The sequence below is a fragment of the Cryobacterium sp. SO1 genome, assembly GCF_004210215.2.
In the GTDB taxonomy this organism is placed as follows: Bacteria; Actinomycetota; Actinomycetes; order Actinomycetales; family Microbacteriaceae; genus Cryobacterium.
This window is the reverse complement of record NZ_CP067394.1, coordinates 448,527-469,493: the sequence shown is the minus strand read 5'-3', so window position 1 is coordinate 469,493 and position 20,967 is coordinate 448,527. Positions and strand designations below refer to the sequence as shown.

17 protein-coding genes are annotated in these 20,967 nt (G+C 69.0%); 6 read left to right on the top strand and 11 right to left on the bottom strand.

The genetic code is table 11. The features are described 5' to 3' along the window. Positions 1–4: 4 nt before the first annotated feature. The 4 genes from BJQ95_RS02245 to topA form a co-directional block, all read right to left on the bottom strand. The gene (locus tag BJQ95_RS02245; RefSeq protein WP_130176315.1) at positions 5–1,252 is read right to left on the bottom strand and encodes a DNA polymerase III subunit delta'; all 1,248 of its coding nucleotides are present in this window, start codon (positions 1,250–1,252) and stop codon (positions 5–7) included. A 307-nt stretch (positions 1,253–1,559) separates the two neighbouring features. Then, positions 1,560–1,991, bottom strand: a complete 432-nt coding sequence (locus tag BJQ95_RS02240; protein WP_130176316.1) for a VOC family protein — start codon at positions 1,989–1,991, stop codon at positions 1,560–1,562. A 13-nt stretch (positions 1,992–2,004) separates the two neighbouring features. Next, positions 2,005–2,628: a dTMP kinase gene (tmk, locus tag BJQ95_RS02235; protein ID WP_130176349.1), complete on the bottom strand. Its 624-nt coding sequence runs from the start codon at positions 2,626–2,628 to the stop codon at positions 2,005–2,007. A gap of 8 nt (positions 2,629–2,636) precedes the next feature. Then, positions 2,637–5,666: a type I DNA topoisomerase gene (gene topA, locus BJQ95_RS02230; RefSeq protein WP_130176317.1), complete on the bottom strand. Its 3,030-nt coding sequence runs from the start codon at positions 5,664–5,666 to the stop codon at positions 2,637–2,639. A gap of 263 nt (positions 5,667–5,929) precedes the next feature. Here topA and BJQ95_RS02225 point away from each other — a divergent pair, with 263 nt between their 5' ends. Beyond that, entirely contained in the window at positions 5,930–6,190 is a 261-nt protein-coding gene (locus BJQ95_RS02225; protein ID WP_130176318.1) for a hypothetical protein, read from the top strand. On the opposite strand, the gene BJQ95_RS02220 is transcribed toward BJQ95_RS02225, so the two are convergent. From BJQ95_RS02220 to BJQ95_RS02200, 5 genes are all read right to left on the bottom strand, one after another. Then, positions 6,187–6,525: an Rv3654c family TadE-like protein gene (locus tag BJQ95_RS02220; protein WP_240694585.1), complete on the bottom strand. Its 339-nt coding sequence runs from the start codon at positions 6,523–6,525 to the stop codon at positions 6,187–6,189. The two genes, BJQ95_RS02225 and BJQ95_RS02220, sit on opposite strands and share 4 nt — an antisense overlap. Positions 6,526–6,652: 127 nt before the next feature. After that, positions 6,653–7,066, bottom strand: coding sequence for a TadE family protein (locus BJQ95_RS02215; protein ID WP_130176319.1), 414 nt, complete (start codon positions 7,064–7,066; stop codon positions 6,653–6,655). Further along, complete coding sequence (locus BJQ95_RS02210; RefSeq protein WP_130176351.1) at positions 7,047–7,199, bottom strand: DUF4244 domain-containing protein; 153 nt, start codon at positions 7,197–7,199, stop codon at positions 7,047–7,049. Before BJQ95_RS02210 ends, BJQ95_RS02215 begins: the two co-directional genes overlap by 20 nt. Before the next feature lie 447 nt (positions 7,200–7,646). Next, positions 7,647–8,753, bottom strand: a complete 1,107-nt coding sequence (locus BJQ95_RS02205) for a type II secretion system F family protein (RefSeq protein WP_130176320.1) — start codon at positions 8,751–8,753, stop codon at positions 7,647–7,649. Next, complete coding sequence (locus tag BJQ95_RS02200; RefSeq protein WP_130176321.1) at positions 8,750–9,907, bottom strand: TadA family conjugal transfer-associated ATPase; 1,158 nt, start codon at positions 9,905–9,907, stop codon at positions 8,750–8,752. Before BJQ95_RS02200 ends, BJQ95_RS02205 begins: the two co-directional genes overlap by 4 nt. A gap of 729 nt (positions 9,908–10,636) precedes the next feature. Between BJQ95_RS02200 and acs the strand changes: the two genes are divergently transcribed. After that, the gene (gene acs / locus BJQ95_RS02195; protein WP_130176322.1) at positions 10,637–12,598 is read left to right on the top strand and encodes an acetate--CoA ligase; all 1,962 of its coding nucleotides are present in this window, start codon (positions 10,637–10,639) and stop codon (positions 12,596–12,598) included. Positions 12,599–12,717: 119 nt separating this feature from the next. Then, entirely contained in the window at positions 12,718–14,040 is a 1,323-nt protein-coding gene (locus BJQ95_RS02190) for an acyltransferase (protein WP_130176323.1), read from the top strand. 85 nt (positions 14,041–14,125) lie between these two features. Here the strand turns inward: BJQ95_RS02190 and BJQ95_RS02185 are convergent, their stop codons facing one another. After that, entirely contained in the window at positions 14,126–14,596 is a 471-nt protein-coding gene (locus BJQ95_RS02185; protein WP_256041495.1) for a RidA family protein, read from the bottom strand. Positions 14,597–14,598: 2 nt separating this feature from the next. Next, positions 14,599–14,766: a hypothetical protein gene (locus BJQ95_RS02180; protein WP_165384846.1), complete on the bottom strand. Its 168-nt coding sequence runs from the start codon at positions 14,764–14,766 to the stop codon at positions 14,599–14,601. A 51-nt stretch (positions 14,767–14,817) separates the two neighbouring features. Between BJQ95_RS02180 and BJQ95_RS02175 the strand changes: the two genes are divergently transcribed. From BJQ95_RS02175 to BJQ95_RS02165, 3 genes are all read left to right on the top strand, one after another. After that, complete coding sequence (locus tag BJQ95_RS02175; RefSeq protein WP_130176324.1) at positions 14,818–17,367, top strand: transglycosylase domain-containing protein; 2,550 nt, start codon at positions 14,818–14,820, stop codon at positions 17,365–17,367. After that, positions 17,364–18,332, top strand: a complete 969-nt coding sequence (locus BJQ95_RS02170; protein ID WP_130176325.1) for a metallophosphoesterase — start codon at positions 17,364–17,366, stop codon at positions 18,330–18,332. Before BJQ95_RS02175 ends, BJQ95_RS02170 begins: the two co-directional genes overlap by 4 nt. Positions 18,333–18,407: 75 nt before the next feature. Next, the gene (locus BJQ95_RS02165) at positions 18,408–20,936 is read left to right on the top strand and encodes a transglycosylase domain-containing protein (RefSeq protein WP_130176326.1); all 2,529 of its coding nucleotides are present in this window, start codon (positions 18,408–18,410) and stop codon (positions 20,934–20,936) included. Positions 20,937–20,967: the final 31 nt, after the last annotated feature.

Sequence of the window (20,967 nt, the reverse complement as noted above, 5' to 3'; positions counted from 1 at the left end):
GCCGTCACCGTCGGATCATCGATACCAGCATGGCCTCGAGGGCCAACGCCGGCGCCACGTTCGCTTCAATTCTCAGTCTGGCCAGGGCGATCGCATCCATCGTCGCCACCGTGGTCGCCGGCGGGCAGGCCCCGGCGGCGCGGCGCAACTCGGGCAGCAGTTCGAGGTTGATGATGGTGCTGTCCCGGCCCAGCTGCATCATCATCACGTCACGGTAGAGCGAGGTGAGGTCCACCAGGATACGATCGATGCCGTCGCGCAGGCTGCGGGTGGCGCGACGCTTCTGGTCGTCTTCGAGGTTCTTGATCTGGCTGCGCAGCGCTGGTGGCACCGACTGGCCGGGTTCCACGCCGAGCGAGCGCAGCACGCCCTCACGTTCGGCGGCGTCCCGCTCGATGGTGATCGCCTTGGCGTCGTCACCGGCGATGGCGAGCAGCCGGGCGGCGGCGTTGACCGCGCTGGACACCCCGGTGAGGCCGAGCGCGGCGCGGAGGGTTTCCTCGCGTCGGGTGCGGGCCTCGGCGTTGGTGGCCAGCCGCAGGGCCATGCCGATGTGGCTCTGCGCTTCACGGGCGGCCCGTTCGGCGACGGCCGGTTCCACCCCGGTGCGACGGATGAGCAGCTCGGCGACCGCGTCTATGCTCGGCACCCGCAGACGCACGGTGCGCACCCGGGAGCGGATCGTGGGCAGCAGGTCCGCCTCGCTGGGGGCGCAGAGGATCCACACGGTACGCTCCGGTGGCTCCTCGAGCGCCTTGAGCAGCACGTTGGAGGTGCGCTCCACCATGCGGTCGGCGTCCTCGACGACCACGACCCGGTAGCGGCCCACCGACGGGGAATACTGGGACCGGGCCACGGCTTCCTTGACGGAGTCCATCTTGATGATGACGCCCTCGGTGCTGAGCACGGTGAGGTCGGGGTGGGTGCGGGCGTCGACGAGCCTTTTCGTGGACTCGTCGCCCTGCACGGTGCCGGGGCTGAGCAGCGCGGTCGCGAACGCGAACGCGAGGTTGGAGCGACCGGAGCCGGGCGGCCCGGTGATCAGCCAGGCGTGGGTCATCGACGAGGAGGTGCTCGGGGCCGTGGCGGGGCCGGTCCGCGCGGCGGCGGCATCCGGGCGACCGGCACCGGCGGGCGCATCCGCGTCAGAATCGGGCCGATCCAGTGTGGCGACCGCTCCCGGGCGCTCGGCGGCGGCGCGGAAGATGGCGATCGCCTCTGCTTGACCCGTCAGGTCGTCCCACACTGCCATTCACCAAGGCTACCCGGAGCCGGTGACAAGACAGTGCCTCCTACGAGCTTGCACCGACTTGCCCGTTGACGCCCCCACACTGCCCACGAAAGGGCATCAACTGGAGACTCACCCGGGTGCGCGCCCACGAGTTGCCAGTTGAGGCCACCTCAACAGTCTGGAACGGCGCGAACTGGCTTTTCACCTGCTTGCCACTCGCAATGCAACCTCGCAAGATCGGCCAAGGCACCCCGTGCAATGAGCCGAAGCGGCAGGGCGCGGGTGATCCGGCACGGCGCGGTGCGGCAGCGTCTAGGAGGCGGGCGCGTCAGCCGAGGCTGACAGTTCCGTCTTCGCCGATCTGCCAGCCGGGGTTGTGCGCGATCTCCCAAATGATGCCGCCGGGGGCTCGCACGTGGGCGTGGAAGATCCCGCCGAAGGCGCCCGGCCGAGGCGCTTTGATCACAGTGCCGCCGACGGCGGTCATAGCGACGACGACGGCGTGCACTTCGGCTGGGCTGTCCACGTTGTGCGACAGGGTCACCCCCGAAACCGACCCGTGGCTCGGCCCGGTGCCCAGGTCCTCGGCAAACTTGTGGGCGTCGAAGAGGCCGAGCACGGCGCCAGGGGCCACCTGGAAGAAGATGATCTCGCCGGGCACGTCGATCAGCGGCACCCAGCCCAGGGCAGCGACGTAGAACACGCGCGCCGCATCCAGATCCGGTGTGGCGACGGTGATGAAGTGCACGTTCTGCTTCATGGGCGCGCGGCGTTCAGCTGAGCAGGGCGGCGACGCGGGTACGGATGAGCGCGGCCAGCTCGTCGCTCGGCAGCGACGCATCCAGCACCAGGAAACGGTTCGGTTCGGCGGCGGCGAGGTCGAGGAAGGCGGCGCGCACCCGGGCGTGGAACTCGCCCTTCTCGGCTTCGAGGCGGTCGAAGACCTTGTCGGCGGCGTCGAGGCGTGTGCGCGCGGCGTTCTCGTCGAGGTCGAGCAGCAGCGTGAGGTGCGGCAGCAGCCCCTCGACCGCCCAGAGCGAGAGGTCGCGCACCTCGGTGCCACCGAGCACCCGGCCGGCGCCCTGGTAGGCCACGGAGGAGTCGAGGTAACGGTCCTGCAGGACGATCTCACCGCGGGCCAGGGCCGGGCGCACCAGCGTGGCGACGTGCTGAGCCCGGTCGGCGGCGTAGAGCAGGGCCTCGGCGCGGGGCGACACCTCACCGCGGTGATGCAGCACGATCTCTCGGATGGCGACGCCCACCTCGGTGCCGCCGGGTTCGCGGGTGCGCACCACCGTGCGCCCCTGGGCCTGAAGCCATTCGCCGAGCAGCTGCGCCTGGGTGCTCTTGCCCGACCCGTCGCCACCCTCGAGGGTGATGAACAGGCCGGGCGTCACGGCATCCGTCACGACTGCGAAGCCTGGGCTGCCTTCGCGGCTGCGGTGGCCGCCCGGGTGGCGGCGGCCTTCGCGGCGGTCGCGGCCTTCTGCTCCGGGGTGCGCTCTACGCGCACGGCGGGGCCCAGGCCGGCCGTGGAGGTGCCGGTCTTCTTGGCCGGAGCCCGCTTGGCGGCGGTCTTCGTCGTAGCGCCGGCCTTCTTGGCCGGAGCTTTCTTGGCAGCGGGCTTCTTGGTAGCCGGCTTCTTGGCGGGAGCCTTCTTCGCAGCGACCCCACGCTTGACGACGGGACCCTTGGCGCGCTTGTCGGCGAGCAGCTGCACGGCACGCTCGTAGTCGACCTCTTCGACGCTCTCGGCCTTGGGGATCGTGGCGTTGGTGATGCCGTCCGTCACATAGGCGCCGAACCGGCCGTCCTTGATCTTGATGGCCTTGCCGCTCTCCGGGTCGGGCTCGTCGAAGTCCTTCAGCGCGCTCGAGGCCCGGCGGGCGCCGTACTTGGGCTGCGCGTACAGCTCGATGGCGCCGGCCAGGTCGATCTCGAAGATCTGGTCTTCGCTGGTGAGCGAACGGGTGTCGACCCCCTTCTTGAGGTACGGGCCGAACTTGCCGTTCTGGGCGAGGATCTCGGTTTGCGTCTCGGGGTCGAGGCCCACGACGCGGGGCAGGTTCAGCAACGCCAGCGCGGTATCGAGGTCGACGGTGGCCAGGTCCATCGACTTGAACAGCGATGCCGTGCGGGGCTTCACCGCGGCGGCGGCCTTCTTGGCCGGAGCCTTGCGCTTGGGCTTGGTGGCGGCGGCAGCGGAGGCGGCCGGCGCTCCGGAGTCGGCCAGCGAGGTGACTTCGCCGGTGAGCGGGTCGATGGACTCGCCGGGTCCGTCGGTGTCGGCGGGCGGCTCGAGTTCGGTCACGTACGGGCCGAAGCGACCGTCCTTGGCGACGATCTCCTTGCCGTTGTCGGGGTTCACGCCGATGACGCGGTCGGTGACGACCGGGGCATCCACGAGTTCACGGGCCTTGGCCGGGGTGAGCTCGTCGGGGGCCAGGTCCGGCGGGATGTTCACCCGACGGGGCGTGGCATCCGGGTCGGCGGTGGGGTTGGCGACCTCGAGGTAGGGGCCGTACTTGCCGATGCGCAGGGTGATGTCGTCGACGATGTGGATCGAGTTGATCGTGCGGGCGTCGATCTCGCCGAGGTTGTCGACAACCTGGCGCAGGCCCCGGTGCTTTTCGGACCCGAAGTAGAAGCTGGTCAGCCAATCCACCCGGTCCGCGGTGCCGCCGGCGATGCGGTCGAGGTCGTCTTCCATTTCGGCGGTGAAGTCGTACTCCACCAGGTCGGAGAAGAATTCCTCCAGCAGGCGCACGACCGAGAACGCGATCCAGTTGGGGATCAGGGCCTGGCCGCGCGGGGTGACGTAGCCGCGGTCGGTGATCGTGGAGATGATCGACGCGTAGGTGGACGGGCGGCCGATGCCGAGCTCTTCGAGCTTCTTCACCAGGCTGGCCTCGGTGTAGCGGGCCGCCGGGGTGGTTTCGTGGCCCTTGGCCTCCACCTCGACGAGGGTCAGCGACTGACCCTCTTCCAGCGGCGGCAGCTTCGACTCGGTCGGGTCGGTGGGGGCGTTGCGCTCTTCGTCCTTGGACTCCTCGTACGCGAGCATGAAGCCGCGGAAGGTGATCACGGTGCCGCTGGCGGCGAACTCGGCGAGCGCCTCAGTGGCGGCAGGGTGCGCAGCCTGGCCGGTGGGGCCCGCGGCGATGGTCACCGACGCGGTCGAACCGGTCGCATCCGCCATCTGGCTGGCGACGGTGCGCTTCCAGATCAGGTCGTACAGCTTGAAATCGTTGCCGCGCAGGCTGCTGGACAGCGACGCCGGGGTGCGGAAGGTGTCACCGGACGGGCGGATGGCCTCGTGGGCCTCCTGGGCGTTCTTGCTCTTGCCCTTGTACAGGCGAGGGTTCTCCGGCACGGTCTCCGCGCCGTAGAGCGACGCGGCCTGCTTGCGCGCTGCGGTGATCGCCTGCTGCGACAGCGACGGCGAGTCGGTACGCATATAGGTGATGTAGCCGTTTTCGTACAGGAACTGGGCCACGCTCATGGTCTGCCGGGCGGTGAAGCGCAGCTTCCGCGCCGCCTCCTGCTGCAGGGTGGAGGTGGTGAATGGTGCGGCGGGGCTGCGGCGGTAGGGCTTGGAGGCGACCTTGGTGACCGTGATCGGCACGCCGGGCACCTTGAGGGCGTCGACGAGGGCAAGGGCGGATGCCTCGTCAAGGGTGGCCGCGACGACCTTGGGCTTGAGCTTGCCGGTGTCTTCGAAGTCGCTGCCGGTGGCGATGCGTTCACCGCCGAGGCGCACGAGCTTGGACTGGAAGCCGTTCTCGGCGGAAGCGCCGGGCGCGAGCTGGGCAATGAGGTCCCAGTAGCCGGCGGAGACGAAGGCGAGGCGTTCGCGTTCCCGGTCGACGACGAGGCGAGTGGCGGCGGACTGCACCCGGCCGGCGGACAGGCCGGGGCCCACCTTGCGCCAGAGCACGGGCGAGATCTCGTAGCCGTAGATGCGGTCGAGGATGCGACGGGTTTCCTGCGCGTCGACGAGGGCGGTGTCGAGGTCGCGGGTGTTGTTGGTGGCCGCGATGATGGCGTCCTTGGTGATCTCATGGAACACCATCCGCTTGACCGGCACCTTGGGCTGGAGGACCTGCAGCAGGTGCCAGGCGATGGCCTCGCCTTCGCGGTCCTCATCAGTTGCGAGGAGGAGTTCGTCGGCGTTCTTCAGAGCTCGTTTGAGGTCGCTGACGGTTTTCTTCTTGGCGTCGGAGACCACGTAGTACGGTTCGAAGCCGTTGTCGACGTCGACGGAGAACTTGCCGAGCGGGCCCTTCTTGAGCTCCGGCGGCAGATTCTTGGGCTCGATCAGGTCTCGGATGTGTCCGACCGACGACAAAACCTCGTATCCGTCGCCCAAATAGGCGGCGATCGACTTCATCTTCGTCGGCGACTCGACAATGACCAGCTTCTTAGTGCCTGGCACCAGACTCCTCTTTATAGGTAACGGTCTGTGTAACGACCAAGCCACACCATACACACAGGAATCGAGTGCGCGCCGACCACCACGGCGCCGGAGCGCCCCGAATCGCCTCCACGGTAGCTCGCCTGCGGCGCAGTGCAAGGGCTGAAACGGATGTGCGCACATCTTCCCTATCCGTGTGGCACGGCCGCGCGACACGCGCCCGGCCCGACCCAGGTTTGCGGATTGGGGGTTGCCTCCGCAGGGCACAGACGCACAATAGAGACATGGTTACTGCAGCGCAGGGCACGTACACCGCAAAACTGACGGACGGCCCCCTCGAAGGAAAGACCGTCACCACCGAGTTCCTCGAGTCGGGGGATCCCCGGCCGCGGCTCGAAATCCCCGCCGACTCGCACGGCAAGCGTTACCTCTATGCGCGAGCAGCCGGCCTGGAGTTCGATTCCGCCGAGCATCCCGACCAACCGTCCGCTGTGGACTACCGCTACCTCGAAGCGCTCTTCGACACTCCCCCGGCGTCCAGCTAGGGTGCCGGCCCGGCTCGCGCCCTTGAGCTGATCGGGAACACGCCCACCGTGCGAGCAACCGTCACGGTGGCAATCAGTCCGTCGACCGTGCAGGCGGCCAGGCGGGCCCCGTTCAGCTCTGCGGCCCGCGCCGCCGTGTCGCAGGGCACCCCCGGGATGAGGCCGGAGGCGATATCGGCCGCGGCGAGCGCCGCCGCATCCGCGGCACCCTGCACGGATTGATGGGCCGGCAGCAGCGCCAACACCGGTACGAGCACGGCGGTCAGGGTGACGAGCGCGCCGACTAGCGCGACCGCGAGCACCGAACCGGAGCCGCGTTCGGAGCTGCCCGGCACGAGGGACCGCGCCGGTCCCCGCGTCGCAAGTCGGCGGGTCAGAAGTCCCCGCATCACGGGTCGGCGCTCGCTGGTCGGCGCGTCACGGGTCGGCGCGTCACGGGTCGGCGCGTCACGGGTCGGCGCGTCACGGGTCGGCGCTCGCGGTGTCGCTGGCAAGGGCGCAGGACCGTGCGCCGAGGGTGAGGCCCGCGGCGGCGAAGGGCGCGAAGGCGCTCGGCGCGCTGAGCCTGGCGCAGACGAACTCCCCCTGCCGCTCCTCGGCGAGGACCGCGCCTGGGGCCACGGCGACCAGCAGCCCGGTCGCCGAGCCCGCACCGTCGCCGCGGGCCAGCAGTCGGGCCACGTCGGCTGCGGCATCCGACATGCGCACCTGCTGGCCCATCACCTGCACGGCGCCCAGACACAACGCCAGCACCATGAGCACGGCGGGGAGCGCTGCGGCGAACTCGGCGGTGATGCTGCCCCGGTCGCGGGGCTGCCCGCCCGCCGACCAGTCAGGGCGGAGTGCGCCGGAGCGCTCAGCCCACCGTGAGCGCACTGCGCACCAGGTCGGTGAGGATGCCGCGCACCTCGTCGCCGCGCAGGATCACGATGAGCAGGCCGGCAAACCCCACCGCGGCCATGGTCGCGACGATGTATTCGGCCGTGGCGGCACCGCGGTCTTCCCTCATGCGCCGGAGGGCGCGAAAGGTGTTGGAGCGCACCGTGCGGGTGCGCACGAGTCCGTTGCGGATCCCGGTGCCCACGCTGGGATGGTGCCCTGGCGATGCGGCGACGCGGGCGGCCGTCTCGTCCTTTCCGGTGTTCGCCTTGGCTTGAACGTCGTGCTCGATCGGCGGTACAGAAGAGCTGGTGAGGATAGACATGGTGAATCTCCTTTCGCGTGCGATACGCGGTGCAAGCGGCGCGAGTGCAGCCAGCCTGCCCTGGCGCAGCCGTCCGCGCAGGCGGGGTCGGCCCTGCGGTGCACAGTTCGTCGACACGCCAGGCTGTGGAGGAGGGCCATCGGTGAACACCGAGAGCGTCAGGTGAGTGATCCACCTCGTCCGTGGTCGCCCAGCGGGGGAGCACCGACACCTCCCCACCCGGACTCGCCCCGGGCGGGAGCGCCGACGCCGTCAATCGAAGCTGCCGAGGGTGGCGGAGAGGACGCTGAGCAGTAGCGGCGCCACGCCCACGAGCATGAACGCGGGCAGTACGCAGACGCCGAGGGGAATCATCACGACCACGGCTAAGGTCTCGGCGCGCTGGCGACCGTCGGTTCGGGCGTCCCTGCGCAGCTGCTCCGCCTCGCTGCGCAGCAGTTCGGCGGCGGGCACGCCGGCGCGGGCGGAGAGGGTGAGCACCCGGTCGATCACCGCATCGGTGGCGGTATGGTCGACGCCGGGGGTGCGCAGCCCGAAGCGTTCGGCGCTGTGCCTGGCGGTGCGGCGGGCGCCGTCGAGGGAGCCGCCGCCCGTCATGCCGATGGCGGTGAGGTCGAGCTCCAGCCCCGGCGCGGGGCCGCCAGCCTGGGCGCGGCGCACCAGTCGACGGTTCCAGCGGGCAGCGGCGAGCATCAGCACCGAACCCGTGGACAGGCAGGCCAAGCCTGGACCGGTGAAGAACAGGGTGCGCAGGGTGTCGAAGCCCATCAGGCTGCCGAACAGCAGCGCCACCAGGGGTAGCACCATCACCAGGTGGGCGGTGGCGCGCGGGCCGGTGAGGGCCACGGTGAGGTCGCGGTGCAGCTGGCCGAGCTCCCGGAACGCGGCGGCGAGGTCGCGCAGGCAACCCGACAGGGGCGCGCCGGCGCGGGTGGCGACATCCCACGCCGCGGCGAGCGCCCGCCAGGCGTCGGCAAGCTGGTCGGGCAGCCCGGCGGCCGCCTCGGCGAGGGCGTCGGCGACGTTGTCGCCGTTGCGCGCGGCGCGGCCCGCGGCGGCCAGGATACTGTGCTGCGCCCGGTCGGTCTCGGCCTGAGCCCGCGCTCGGCGGGACAGCAGTGGCCGGGCTGCCTCGACCGGCGTCGCCCCATGCGAGGGTTCCGCCCCGGCTGCTGGCTCGGTCCGTGGCGGCCAGGCGTCGGCGGTTGGCGACGACCGCTCAGGTGCAGCGGGCGGCGCGGACGGCAGCAGGTAGTCCCAGACCGACACCGGCGACACCCCGGCAGCCAGCAGCACCGCGAGCCGCTCGGCCACCCGGGCCACTTCCTCGATCGGCGGGATCTGTGGCGGGCGGCTCATGCGGGCACTGTGCTGAGCCGGTCGGCCGGGTCGAGCACGAACCTGCCTACCTGCGCGAGCCGCCGGAGTCCGCCGCGCCGTTCCAGGTGCAGTACCAGATTGATCGCGCTCACGGTCTGCCGGGCGACAGCTGCGGGGCTCATGCCCGCCAGCGCGCCGAGCGCCTCGAGCCGGGCGGGCACGTCGGCCAGCGAGTTGGCGTGCAGGGTGCCGGCACCGCCGTCGTGGCCGGTGTTCAGCGCGGCCAGCAGCTCGCGGATCTCCACGCCCCGGCATTCGCCGAGTACCAGCCGGTCCGGGCGCATCCGGAGGGCCTCACGCAGCAGGCTGTCCAGGCCGATGCGCCCGGCACCCTCGAGATTGGCCTGGCGGGATTCCAGGGCCACGACGTGCGGGTGCGCGATGCGCAGCTCCGCGACGTCCTCGATGGCCACGATTCGCTCGGCCGCGGGCGCCTCGCCCAGCAGTGCGGCGAGCAAGGTGGTCTTGCCGCTGCCGGTGGCGCCGGTGACCAGCAGGTTCTCTCGGTCGTGTACCGCCGCGCGCAACCGGCCGAGCTGGGCGGTGGCGGCGTTCCCCTGGCCGAACAGGCCTCCGGCCGCGAGCGCATCGAGGCTGAGGCGCTCGGCCCGCGGCAACCGGATCGACAGCAGGGTCCCCGTGCTCGACACCGGCGGCAGCACGGCGTGCACCCGGATGCCGTCGGCCAGCCGCACGTCGACGCAGGGGCTGGCTTCATCGATGTGCCGGCCGCCGAGGGCGATCAGCCGCACCGCCAGGTCCCGGATGCCGCGCTCGTCGCTGTGCCAGTCCGGCGCGGGCACCAACCCGTCACCGGCGTCCAGCCAGAGGCCGGCATCACCGTTGACGAAGAGGTCGGTGACGGCGGGGTCGCGGGCGAATCGAGTGAGCGGGCCGAGCAGCGAGAGGTCGATGCGGGCGGGCGGCACCGGAGTCCGAGCGTGGCCCCAGGCTGGGTCGCGACCACGACCCAGCGCGGGGTCCCGGATGCTGACGTCGGGGTCGCTGATGTCGGGTTCGCACGCACGGCCGAGTTCGGTGCCGCTGACGGGGCCCGGATGCGGGCCGGCGCTGACGATGAGGGTGCTGGACCGGTTGAGAAAGGATGGCACCGCGACGTAGGGCTCTGGCATGCGGGCACGCTACCGCCGGGCGCGCTTTGGTGCGGGCGGCATCCGTTTTGGTTCGGCGACGTCGTCGAGGGCCGACTGTGGAGGAGCGGCAACAGCGATCGCTGGGCACGATGGCATGGCGGCGTGGGGACTCATCGCTGGGGCTCGACGATCGCGACCAGGGCATGGGGCCACGCACACCTCGAGGATCCGGGGCTGATACAACTGTTGCCCGACCGGACTCCCGCGCCTGGCGTGCGGGGCGCAGATGTCCGAACGGGCAACAGTGTGCCTGGAGGGGCTCATGCAGCGGTGACGCGGTACGGCTGGTCACACAGGTGCCCGGTTCGCATGGGAGATGCGAGAGCCGGGCGGGGAAAGCGCGTGTGCCGATGCAAGACACCGGACGTGCTGTTAAAAGAGGGGGGGCGGCACCTATTGGGGGGAACAGGTGCCGCCTCGGCAGTGCATCGATTGGGGGGAACCAACGCACTACAGGTCAAAACTTTCGTTCAGACATTGATAATCATACTGGGGAAAAACAGATGCGCAAGTCCTCCGGGTCCCCCTAAATGAGGACATAAAAAGAAGTGCCAGTGAGAACCGTTTTTCCAAAATACCCCGGGCAGAAATTCGGTGCTTCTTCCGCGAGAAATTGCTCTCTAAACGGCTGGGTGCGCCGTGTAGGGTTCAGGGACGGGGCAGCCGCGGCGCCCCACACCGCCTGAAGTCGCAAAGGAGCGAACCATCATGAGCGTGCAAATCGACCATCTTCTCCACGAAACCCGCCGATTCCCGCCCTCGCCAGAATTCGCCGCGTCTTCGGTGGCCACCGAGGCGCTGTACACCGATGCCACAGCAGATCGCCTTGGTTTCTGGGCCGAGCAGGCTCGCGACCTGCTGCACTGGCACAAGCCGTTCACCCGCACGCTGGACTGGACCAATCCCCCGTTCGCGAAATGGTTCGACGACGGCGAGCTCAACGTGGCGTACAACTGCCTCGACCGGCACGTGCTCGCCGGCAACGGCGACCGCATCGCGCTGCACTGGGAGGGCGAGCCGGGCGACTCCCGCGCGATCAGCTACGCGCAGCTCACCACCGAGGTCAAGCGGGCCGCGAACGTGCTCCTCGGGCTCGGCGTGCGGGCCGGTGACCGGGTCGCGATCTACCTGCCGATGATCCCCGAGGCGGTCGTGGCCATGCTCGCCGTCGCTCGGATCGGCGCCGTGCACTCGGTGATCTTCGGCGGCTTCAGCGCCGAGAGCCTGCGCTCCCGCATCGACGACGCCGAAGCGGTGGTCGTGATCACCGCCGACGGCGGCTACCGCAAGGGCCGCGCCACCCCGCTCAAGCCAGCGGTCGACGCCGCCCTGGCCAGCAATGATTCGAGCGTGCACACCGTGCTCGTGGTGGAACGCACCGGCGGCGACGTGGAGTGGAACGAACGCGACAAGTGGTGGCATGAGGAACTCGCCGGCGTCCCCGACGAGCACGAGGCCCAGCCGTTCCCGGCCGAGAACCCGCTGTTCATCCTCTACACCTCTGGCACCACCGGCAAGCCCAAGGGGATTCTGCACTCCAGCGGCGGCTACCTCACCCAGGTGGCGTTCACCCACAAGAACGTCTTCGACCTCAAGCCCGAGAAGGACGTCTTCTGGTGCACAGCCGACGTGGGCTGGATCACCGGGCACAGCTACGTGGTTTACGGACCGCTGGCCAACGGCGCCACCCAGGTGCTTTACGAAGGCACCCCCGACACCCCGCACCCCGGCCGGTGGTGGGAAATCATCGAAAAGTACAAGGTGAGCATCCTCTACACGGCGCCCACCGCCATCCGCACGTTCATGAAGATCGGCCGGCAGGAGCCGCAGAAGTTCGACCTGACCAGCCTGCGCCTGCTCGGTTCAGTGGGCGAGCCGATCAACCCGGAGGCCTGGATGTGGTACCGCGAGGTGGTCGGCAACCAGCTCGCCCCGGTGGTGGACACCTGGTGGCAAACGGAGACCGGCGCGATCATGATTTCGGCGCTGCCCGGCCTCACCGAGGCCAAGCCGGGCGCGGCCCAGGTCGCCATCCCGGGCATCTCCATCGACGTGATCGGCGAGGACGGCGAACACGTGGGGCACGGCAACGGTGGCCTGCTCGTGGTCACCGAACCTTGGCCGTCGATGCTGCGCGGCATCTGGGGCGACCCGGAGCGGTACATCGAGACCTACTGGGAGAAGTTCCAGGATGCCCCGGACGGGCCGCTGTACTTCGCCGGCGACGGCGCCCGGCTCGACCGTGACGGCGATATCTGGCTGCTCGGCCGGGTGGACGACGTGATGAACGTGTCCGGGCACCGACTGTCCACGGCCGAGATCGAATCGTCGCTGGTGGCGCACGGCGTGGTCGCCGAGGCCGCGGTGGTGGGCGCACACGACGACACCACCGGGCAGGCCGTCGTGGCGTTCGTGATCATCAAGTACAGCCAGACGGATGCGGCGAGCCACGCCGACATCAGCGCCGTGCTGCGTGCCCACGTGACGTTGCAGATCGGGGCGATCGCCCGGCCGCGCGAAATCCACATCGTGACCGAGCTGCCCAAGACCCGCTCGGGCAAGATCATGCGGCGCTTGCTGCGCGACGTCGCGGAGGGCCGCGAGATCGGCGACACCACCACGCTCGCCGACACCTCGATCATGCAGATCATCTCGGCAAGCATGCGCTAATTCCCCCACGCGAACTGTGAGTTAAGCACCTTCCGGGGGCCCGGATAGGTGCTTTTCTCACAGCTCGCGGATGTGGGGCGTTCGGGAAACGTTCACGAACGGCACCTACGGTGGGCCGAATGTCTCGAGATATCTCCCGCGACCGCATGGGCGGGCTCGACGCCCTGCGCGGGGTCGCCGCCGTGATCGTGCTCGTGCACCACGTGTCGATGACCGCGCCGTCCATCTCGGCCGCGTACTCCTCGAGCGCGAACGTGGCGGTCTTCTCCCCCGCCTGGTGGGTCACGCAGTCGCCGCTGAAGATCCTCGTCGCCGGCCCGGAGTTCGTTCTGGTGTTCTTTGTGCTCAGCGGTTTCGTGCTCGTGCTCAGCCCGCTGCGCCGCTTCCCCTGGGTCCGTCGGCCCACCCCCGCCGACACCGGAGGCCCGGTCGGCGCCGACTCCCCCACAGCGGAGACCGCCTCCGCAGCTTCCGTCACGCCCGCATCCGCCGCAGCTCGCGCCGGGCATCCGGCCGCCGCGGAGGCGCAGATCGCCGGCTACGACTGGCTGGCCTACTACCCGCGCCGCATCGTGCGGCTGGCGATCCCCGTGCTCGTGTCGGTGGTCCTGGCCGCGCTGTGGATCCTGATCGTGCCGCGCACCGTGAACGGCGACGGCGGCGCGTGGATGGCGAAGCAGGGCAGCCCCGACCTCGGCCTCGGCAACCTGCTGCGCGAGGCCAGCATCGTGGGCATCACCGGCCGCCCCGACGTCAACCCGCCGCTCTGGTCGCTGGCGTGGGAGATGTGGTTCTCCCTGCTGCTGCCGGTCGGCGTGATCCTGGCCGTGGCCACCCGCCGGTGGACCCTGGCCTGGGTGGCGGTGCTGCTGGCCGTGGCCACCGCGGGGTACCTGCTCGGCATCGAAGGGCTGATGTACCTGCCCGCGTTCGGCCTGGGCGCGCTGCTCGCCGCCAACCACGGCGCTCTCCTGGCCGGCACCACCCGACTGGCCCGGCGCCGCGGCGGCACCCTGGTCTGCGCCGCGCTCACGGCTCTCGGGCCGGTGTTGCTCATCGGCTACTGGCTGCTGCGGCCGGTTCTCACCGAGCCGTGGAACGATGTGGCGCTGGCCCTGCGGGTGCCGGGCGCTGCGCTGATCGTGGCATCCGTGGCGCTCTGGCCGCCGGTGCAGCGGATGCTCAGCGGCCGCCTGCTGGCCTGGCTCGGCACGATCAGCTTCAGCCTGTACCTCGTGCACTTCCCCGTGGTGGTGACGTTCGGGCAACTGTTCGGGCCCCAGCACTGGTGGTGGGGCGCACTGATCTCGGTGCCGCTGAGCCTCGTGCTGGCCCAGCTGATGTACCGCTGGGTGGAACGGCCCGCGCAGACGCTGGCGACCCGGGTAGGGGCCGCGTTCTCGGCCGGGCATCCGCGCCCCGAAAGTGTATCCGCGGCGTAACAAACGCTCGCGAACTGTGAGTTAAGCCCCAGAAATCCGAGGATTCTGGGGCTTAACTCACAGTTCGCGAGATGGCGAGTGCGGGCTAGGCGAAAGAGACGATGAGCTCCACCTCGACGGGCGAGTCCAGCGGCAGCACGGCCACGCCCACGGCGGAGCGGGCGTGCACGCCGAGGTGTCCGAAGATCTCGCCGAGCACCTCGGAGGCGCCGTTGACCACACCGGGCTGGCCGGTGAAGTCGGGGGCGGATGCGACGAAGCCGGTGACCTTGACCACCCGGGTGATCCGGTCCAACGACCCGATCACGCTCTGGATGGCCGCGAGCGCGTTCAGCGCGCACTGCCGGGCGTACTCGCGCGCGTCGGCGGCCGGCACCAGGCCGTGGCCGTCACCGACCTTGCCGGTGGCGGGCAGCGCACCGGACACCATCGGCAGCTGGCCGGAGGTGTACACCAGCGACCCGCTCACAACGGCGGGCACGTACGAGGCCACCGGCGGCACGACCGACGGCAGATCGATGCCCAGTTCGGCCAGACGAGCCGCTATCTGGGACATGGTCATGCTCCTTCCGCGCCGGCGACCGGACGCTTGAGGTAGGCGACGAGTCCTCCCTCGGGGCCGGTGACGACCTGCACGAGTTCCCAGCCTTCCGACCCCCAGTTGTTGAGGATGGCGGCTGTGTTGTGGATCATCAGCGGGGTGGTGAGGTACTCCCAGGCAATCATGCGGCTCCGATTCAGGCGGTTTTTCAGGCTTTGTCCCTTACGCTCAATTGTATGTCTGCCAAAAATCGTACGGTTAGTGGAGCCCTCGGCGGCCTCCTGGGCTTTATCGGGATGAGCGCCGTCGCCGGCGTCCTCGTCACGGTCGCCGTCACCCCCGCTCTCGCCGTTTCGGGCATGACGGCCACCAACACGATCAACGTGTTCGAGAGCCTGCCCAACTATCTCAAGGTGGATCAGCTCTCCCAGAAAAGCACCATCTACGCCCTCGACGGCAACGGCTCCCCGTTCGCGCTGGCCTCGTTCTACGACCAGAACCGGGTCGAGGTGCCGATCGACAGCATGAGCCAGTTCGTGCAGGATGCCGCGGTTGCCGGCGAGGACCCCCGCTTCTACGAGCACGGCGGCGTTGACCTGCAGGGCACCATCCGCGGCGCCCTCTCCACCGTCACCGGCGGCGGCACCCAGGGTGGTTCATCCATCACCCAGCAGTACGTCAAGAACGTTCTCGTGCAGAAGTGCGAGGTTCTTACCGCCCAGGACGAGCTCGACGCCTGCTACGACGAGGCCACCGAGACCTCCCCGGAGCGCAAGCTCAAGGAGATGCGCCTGGCCATCGGTGTGGAAAAAGAATACAGCAAGCTCGAGATTCTGCAGGGTTACCTCAACATCACCCTGTTCGGCGGCAGCGTGTACGGCATCGAAGCCGCCGCCGGGTACTACTTCAACACCACCGCGGCGAACCTCACCCCGTCGCAGTCGGCCAGCCTCATCGCGATCGTGAACAACCCGGAGAAGTTCCGCCTGGACACGCCGGAGAGCGAAGCCAACGGCGCCGCCAACGGGTACGCCGCCAACAAGGAACGCCGCGACTACATCCTCGGCGAGATGCTCCAGTACAAGAAGCTGAGCCAGGCGGACTACGACGCCGCCATCGCCTCGCCCATCGAGCCCACCATCACCGAGCCGAGCACCGGATGCCAGACCGCCGGCGGCAGCGCCTATTTCTGTGACTACGTCACCCACGTGCTCAAGAGCGACCCCACCTTCGGCGAAGACGAAGACACCCGCATGATGAACTTCCGTCGCGGCGGCTACGACATCTACACCACCCTCGATCTGGACCTTCAGCTGGCCACTGAGAACACCATGACCGAGAACGTGCCCCAGACCTTCGGCGGCTGGGACGTGGGCGCCGTGGCCACCAGCGTGGAGGTGGGCACCGGTCGGGTGCTCACGATGGCGCAGAACAAGACCTACAGCCAGGACCCCGAAGTGCAGGCCCTCGGCGCCCAGTACTCCGGCATCAACTACAACACCGACTTCAGCCAGGGCGGCTCCTTGGGATTCCAGCCTGGCTCGACCTACAAGGTCTTCACTCTCGCCGAATGGCTGAAGGAGGGTCACGCGCTCAACGAGCGGGTCGATTCGGCCCGCAAGTCAGATTGGGGCACCTTCCAGGACTACTGCAGCGGCCCGCAGACCTTCCCCGGTTACAACCCGAAGAACGACGCGAACGAGCCCGGCACCAACTACAGCGCCCTGCAGTCGACCATCGACTCCATCAACACCGGCTTCCTGGGCATGGCCAAGAAGCTCGACCTCTGCAAGATCCGCGACACCGCCGAATCGTTCGGGGTGCACCGGGGGGATGGCGACCCGCTGGAGAAGGGTGCCTCCTCGGTGCTCGGCACCAACGAGGTCGCACCGCTGAGCATGGCGGTGGCCTTCGCCGGCATCGCCAACAAGGGCAACACCTGCTCGGCGGTCGTCATCGATCGCATCGTCGGCCCTGACGACACCGAGATCGCCCCGCCCGCCTCTACCTGCACCCAGTCGGTCGAGCCGTCTGTCGCCGCCGGCATGGCGTACGCCATGAAGCGGGTGCTCACTGAGGGCTCCGCCGCCCAGTCCTACGGCGACACGTCCCCTCGGGTGCCGATGATCGGTAAGACCGGAACCACCGACGGCGCCAAGGACACCTGGATGAGCGGCGCGAGCTCCAAGGTCGCCACCGTCGTGGGTGTCGTCAGCGTCACCGGCGATGCCAACCAGCGCTCCAGCAAGTACGCCTTCGACAGCGGTTCCGCCGCCACCGCCCGGCACCGGATGTGGCCGGAGATCATGAGCGTCGCCAATGCCAAGTACGGCGGAGACGAGTTCGACGAGGCGTCCACCAACGTCATTCAGGGGGCACAGGTCGCCGTTCCCGACGTGCGTGGTCAGTCCGTGGAGGATGCGAAGAGTGCGCTCGAGGGGGCCGGCTTTGAGGTCGCCGACGGCGGCGTGACCGATTCAGAGCTGCCCGCGGGCACGGTCGCCCGAACCGATCCGGCTGGGGGATCCCAGGCCAGCAGTGGCGCGACAATCACGGTGTATTCCAGTAACGGCGCCCAGGGGCTGCTGCCGGATGTCGCGGGGCAGACCCTCGACCAGGCCAGGGCCACGCTCGCCGGCTTCAACGTCGTGGTTACCGACCAAGCCGTCACCGACCCCGGCCAGAACAACAAGGTGCTTTCGATGAGCCCGGCGGCCGGCACGGCCGCCACCACGGGCAGCACCGTCACCGTGGTGGTCGGCAAGCAGCAGGGAGCGGCAGGTTGAGCACCGCACGCGCCGTCGTCGCCTCGGCTTCAGCCGTAGCGGCGGCCGGGCTGGCCGCTTTCGCCTGGGGCTCGCTCATTGAGCGCCGCCGGTTCACCCTGCGTGAGGTCACCGTTCCGGTGCTCGCGCCGGGCTCCGACCCGATCAAGGTGCTGCACCTGTCCGACCTGCACATGGCTCCGTGGCAGCGCGACAAACAGGACTGGGTGCGCGGCCTGGCCGCGTTGAAGCCCGACCTGGTCGTGAACACCGGCGACAACCTGGGTCACGAAGACGGCATCGCGGGTGTGGAGTACGCCCTCGAACCGTTCACGGGCATCCCAGGCATCTTCGTGAACGGCTCGAACGACTTCTTCGGCCCACAGCCGAAGAACCCGTTGAAGTACTTCGGCGGCCCGTCGACGCTGCGCACCCGGCACGCAGAGCTCGACACCGACGACCTGCACCGGGTGTTCGCCGACCTCGGCTGGACCGACCTGAACAACTCCGCCGAGGCGCTGGACATCAACGGCACCCACTTGGAGATGTTCGGGGTCGACGATCCGCACATCCGCCGCGACCGGCTGGACCTGATCACCGGCGCCATCGACGAGATGCGCGGCAACGACCCGCTCACCGAGGAGACCTGGCCGGACCCCGAAGAACCGACCGGCCCGCGCTCCACGCTCACCGTGGGCGTCGTGCACGCGCCCTACCAACGGGTGCTCAACTCGTTCGTGAACCACGGCGCCCAGCTGATCCTGGCCGGCCACACCCACGGCGGCCAGGTCTGCGTGCCCAAGTTCGGCGCATTGGTAACCAATTGTGACCTTCCCCGCCGACAGGTGAAGGGCCTCAGCCTCTGGAGCGTGGGGCTGCGCACCTCATACCTCAATGTCTCCGCGGGACTGGGCACATCCATCTACGCTCCGGTGCGGTTCGCCTGCCCGCCCGAGGCGACGCTGCTGACCCTCACCGCCGCCTAGCCGCCCCCCGGGACCCCTCGTCCTGGGGTGACCACCACCGCTTTCCCCCACCCTTGATCCTCTAAGCTCACGCTTATGGGGGAAAACAAAAGAACTTTTTCCGGCGTCGTTGGGGGACTCGTCGGATTCGTGGCCATGAGCGCCGTCGCCGGCGTGCTAATCGCTGTCGGGATCACGCCGGCCCTCGCGATCTCGAGTTTGGCCACCAGCACCACGATCAACGCCTTCGAGAACCTGCCGAATTACCTGAAGATCGACCAGCTGTCCCAGGTGAGCACCATCTACGCCATCGACGGCAACGGTGCGCCCTACGAGCTCGCGTCGTTCTACGACCAGAACCGGGTCGAAGTCCCGCTCGAGGCCATGAACCTCTTTGTGCAGGATGCCGTCGTCGCCGGTGAGGACCCCCGGTTCCGTCAGCACGGCGGCGTGGACCTGCAGGGCACCCTGCGCGCGGCGCTGGCCAAGTTCACCGGCGGGCCCACCTCGGGTGGGTCATCGGTGACCCAGCAGTACGTCAAGAACGTGCTCGTGCAGAAGTGCGAGGTCATGCCCGATCCGGACGAACTTCAGGCCTGCTTCGAGGAAGCCACCGACCCCACCGAAGAACGCAAGCTGAAGGAGATGCGGCTGGCCATCGGGGTGGAGAAGGAGTACAGCAAGGACGAGATCCTGCAGGGCTACCTCAACATCACCGGCTTCGGCGGCACCGTCTATGGCATCCAGGCCGCGGCCGAGTACTACTTCTCCGCCAGCGCCGCCACCCTCAGCCTGCCGCAGGCGGCCAGTCTGGTCGCGATCGTGAACAACCCGGAGAAGTTCCGCTTGGACGAGCCCGAAAGCGAAACCAACGGCGCCGCGAACGGGTACGCCGCCAACAAGGACCGCCGCGACTACATCCTGCGCGAGATGCTCAAGCACCAGAAAATCAACCAGGCCGACTACGACGCCGCCGTCGCCAGCCCGATCGAACCGGCTCTCACCGAGCCCAGCACCGGCTGCCAGACCGCCGGCGGCGCCGCGTACTTCTGCGATTACGTCACCTACCAGCTCAAGACCGACCCCACCTTCGGCGAAAATGAAGACAGCCGCATCACCAACTTCCGTCGCGGCGGCTACCAGATCTACACCACCCTCGACATCGAACTGCAGATGGCAAGCGAGGCGACCATCGCCGAGAACGTGCCGATGACCTTCGACGGATGGGACGTGGGCGCCGTGGCCACCAGCGTGGAGGTGGGCACCGGCCGGGTGCTCACCATGGCGCAGAACAAGAAGTACACCCAGGAAGAGGTCGCTCCCGGCCCGGAGTACACCGGAATCAACTACAACACTGACTTCACCCAGGGCGGTTCGCGGGGCTTCCAGCCCGGCTCGACCTACAAGGTGTTCACCCTGGCCGAATGGCTCAAGGAGGGCCACCCGCTGGGCGAGCGGGTCGACTCCGCTCGCAAGGCCAATTGGGGCACCTTCCAGGACTACTGCGACGGCGCCCAGAGCTTCCCCGGCTACAACCCGCGGAACGACTCCAACGAGTCCGGCCGCAACTACTCGGCGCTGGAATCGACGATCGACTCGATCAACACCGGCTTCCTCGGCATGGCCAAGCGGCTTGACCTCTGCAAGATCCGCGACACCGCCACGTCGTTCGGGGTGCACCGGGCGGACGGCGACCCGCTGCAGAAGGGCGCCTCCTCGGTGCTCGGCACCAACGAGGTCGCCCCGCTGAGCATGGCGGTGGCCTTCGCCGGCATCGCCAACCAGGGCACCACCTGCTCCCCCATCGTGATCGACCGCATCATCGGTGCGGACGGCGTGGAGATTCCCGCGCCGGTGTCCACTTGCACGGAGTCCGTGAAGCCCGAAGTGGCCGCCGGCATGGCATACGCCATGGAGCGGGTGATGACCCAGGGTTCCGCCGGGGAGTCGAACCGCAACACGTCGCCGCGGCTGGACATGATCGGTAAGACCGGTACCACCGACGGCAGCAAGGACACCTGGATGAGTGGCGCGACCACCGAGGTCGCCACCGTCGTGGGAGTGGTGAGCGTCACCGGGTTCGACACCAACCAGCGGAGCGTCAGGTTCGACAGCGGGTCCGCCGCCACGGCCCGGCACCGGATGTGGCCCGACATCATGAGCGTCGCCAACGCCAAGTACGGCGGCGAAGAGTTCGACGAGGCCGCGAACAACCTCATCCGCGGTGTGCAGGTCACCGTGCCCGACGTGCGCGGCCAGAGCGTGGATCAGGCCCGCAGCACCATCGAGGGCGCCGGCTTCGGCTTCCTCGACGGCGGGCAGACCGACTCCGAGCTGCCCGCCGGCACCGTGGCGCGCAGCGACCCCGCCGGCGGCGCAACCACCAGCACCGGCGCCACCGTGACGGTGTACTCCAGCAACGGGTCGCAGATCCTGCTGCCCAACGTGGTCGGGCAGACGCTCGACCAGGCCAAGGGCACGCTCAGCGGTTTCGGCGTGGTGACCAGTGAGCAGCCGGTGACCGACCCGGGCCAGAACGGCAAGGTGCTGTCCCAGGCCCCCGCCGCGGGCAGTCCGGTCATCCCGGGCGGTACCGTGACCGTGGTCGTCGGCAAGATCCCGTAACGGCTGTTCGTCGGTCGAGCGTGTCGAAACC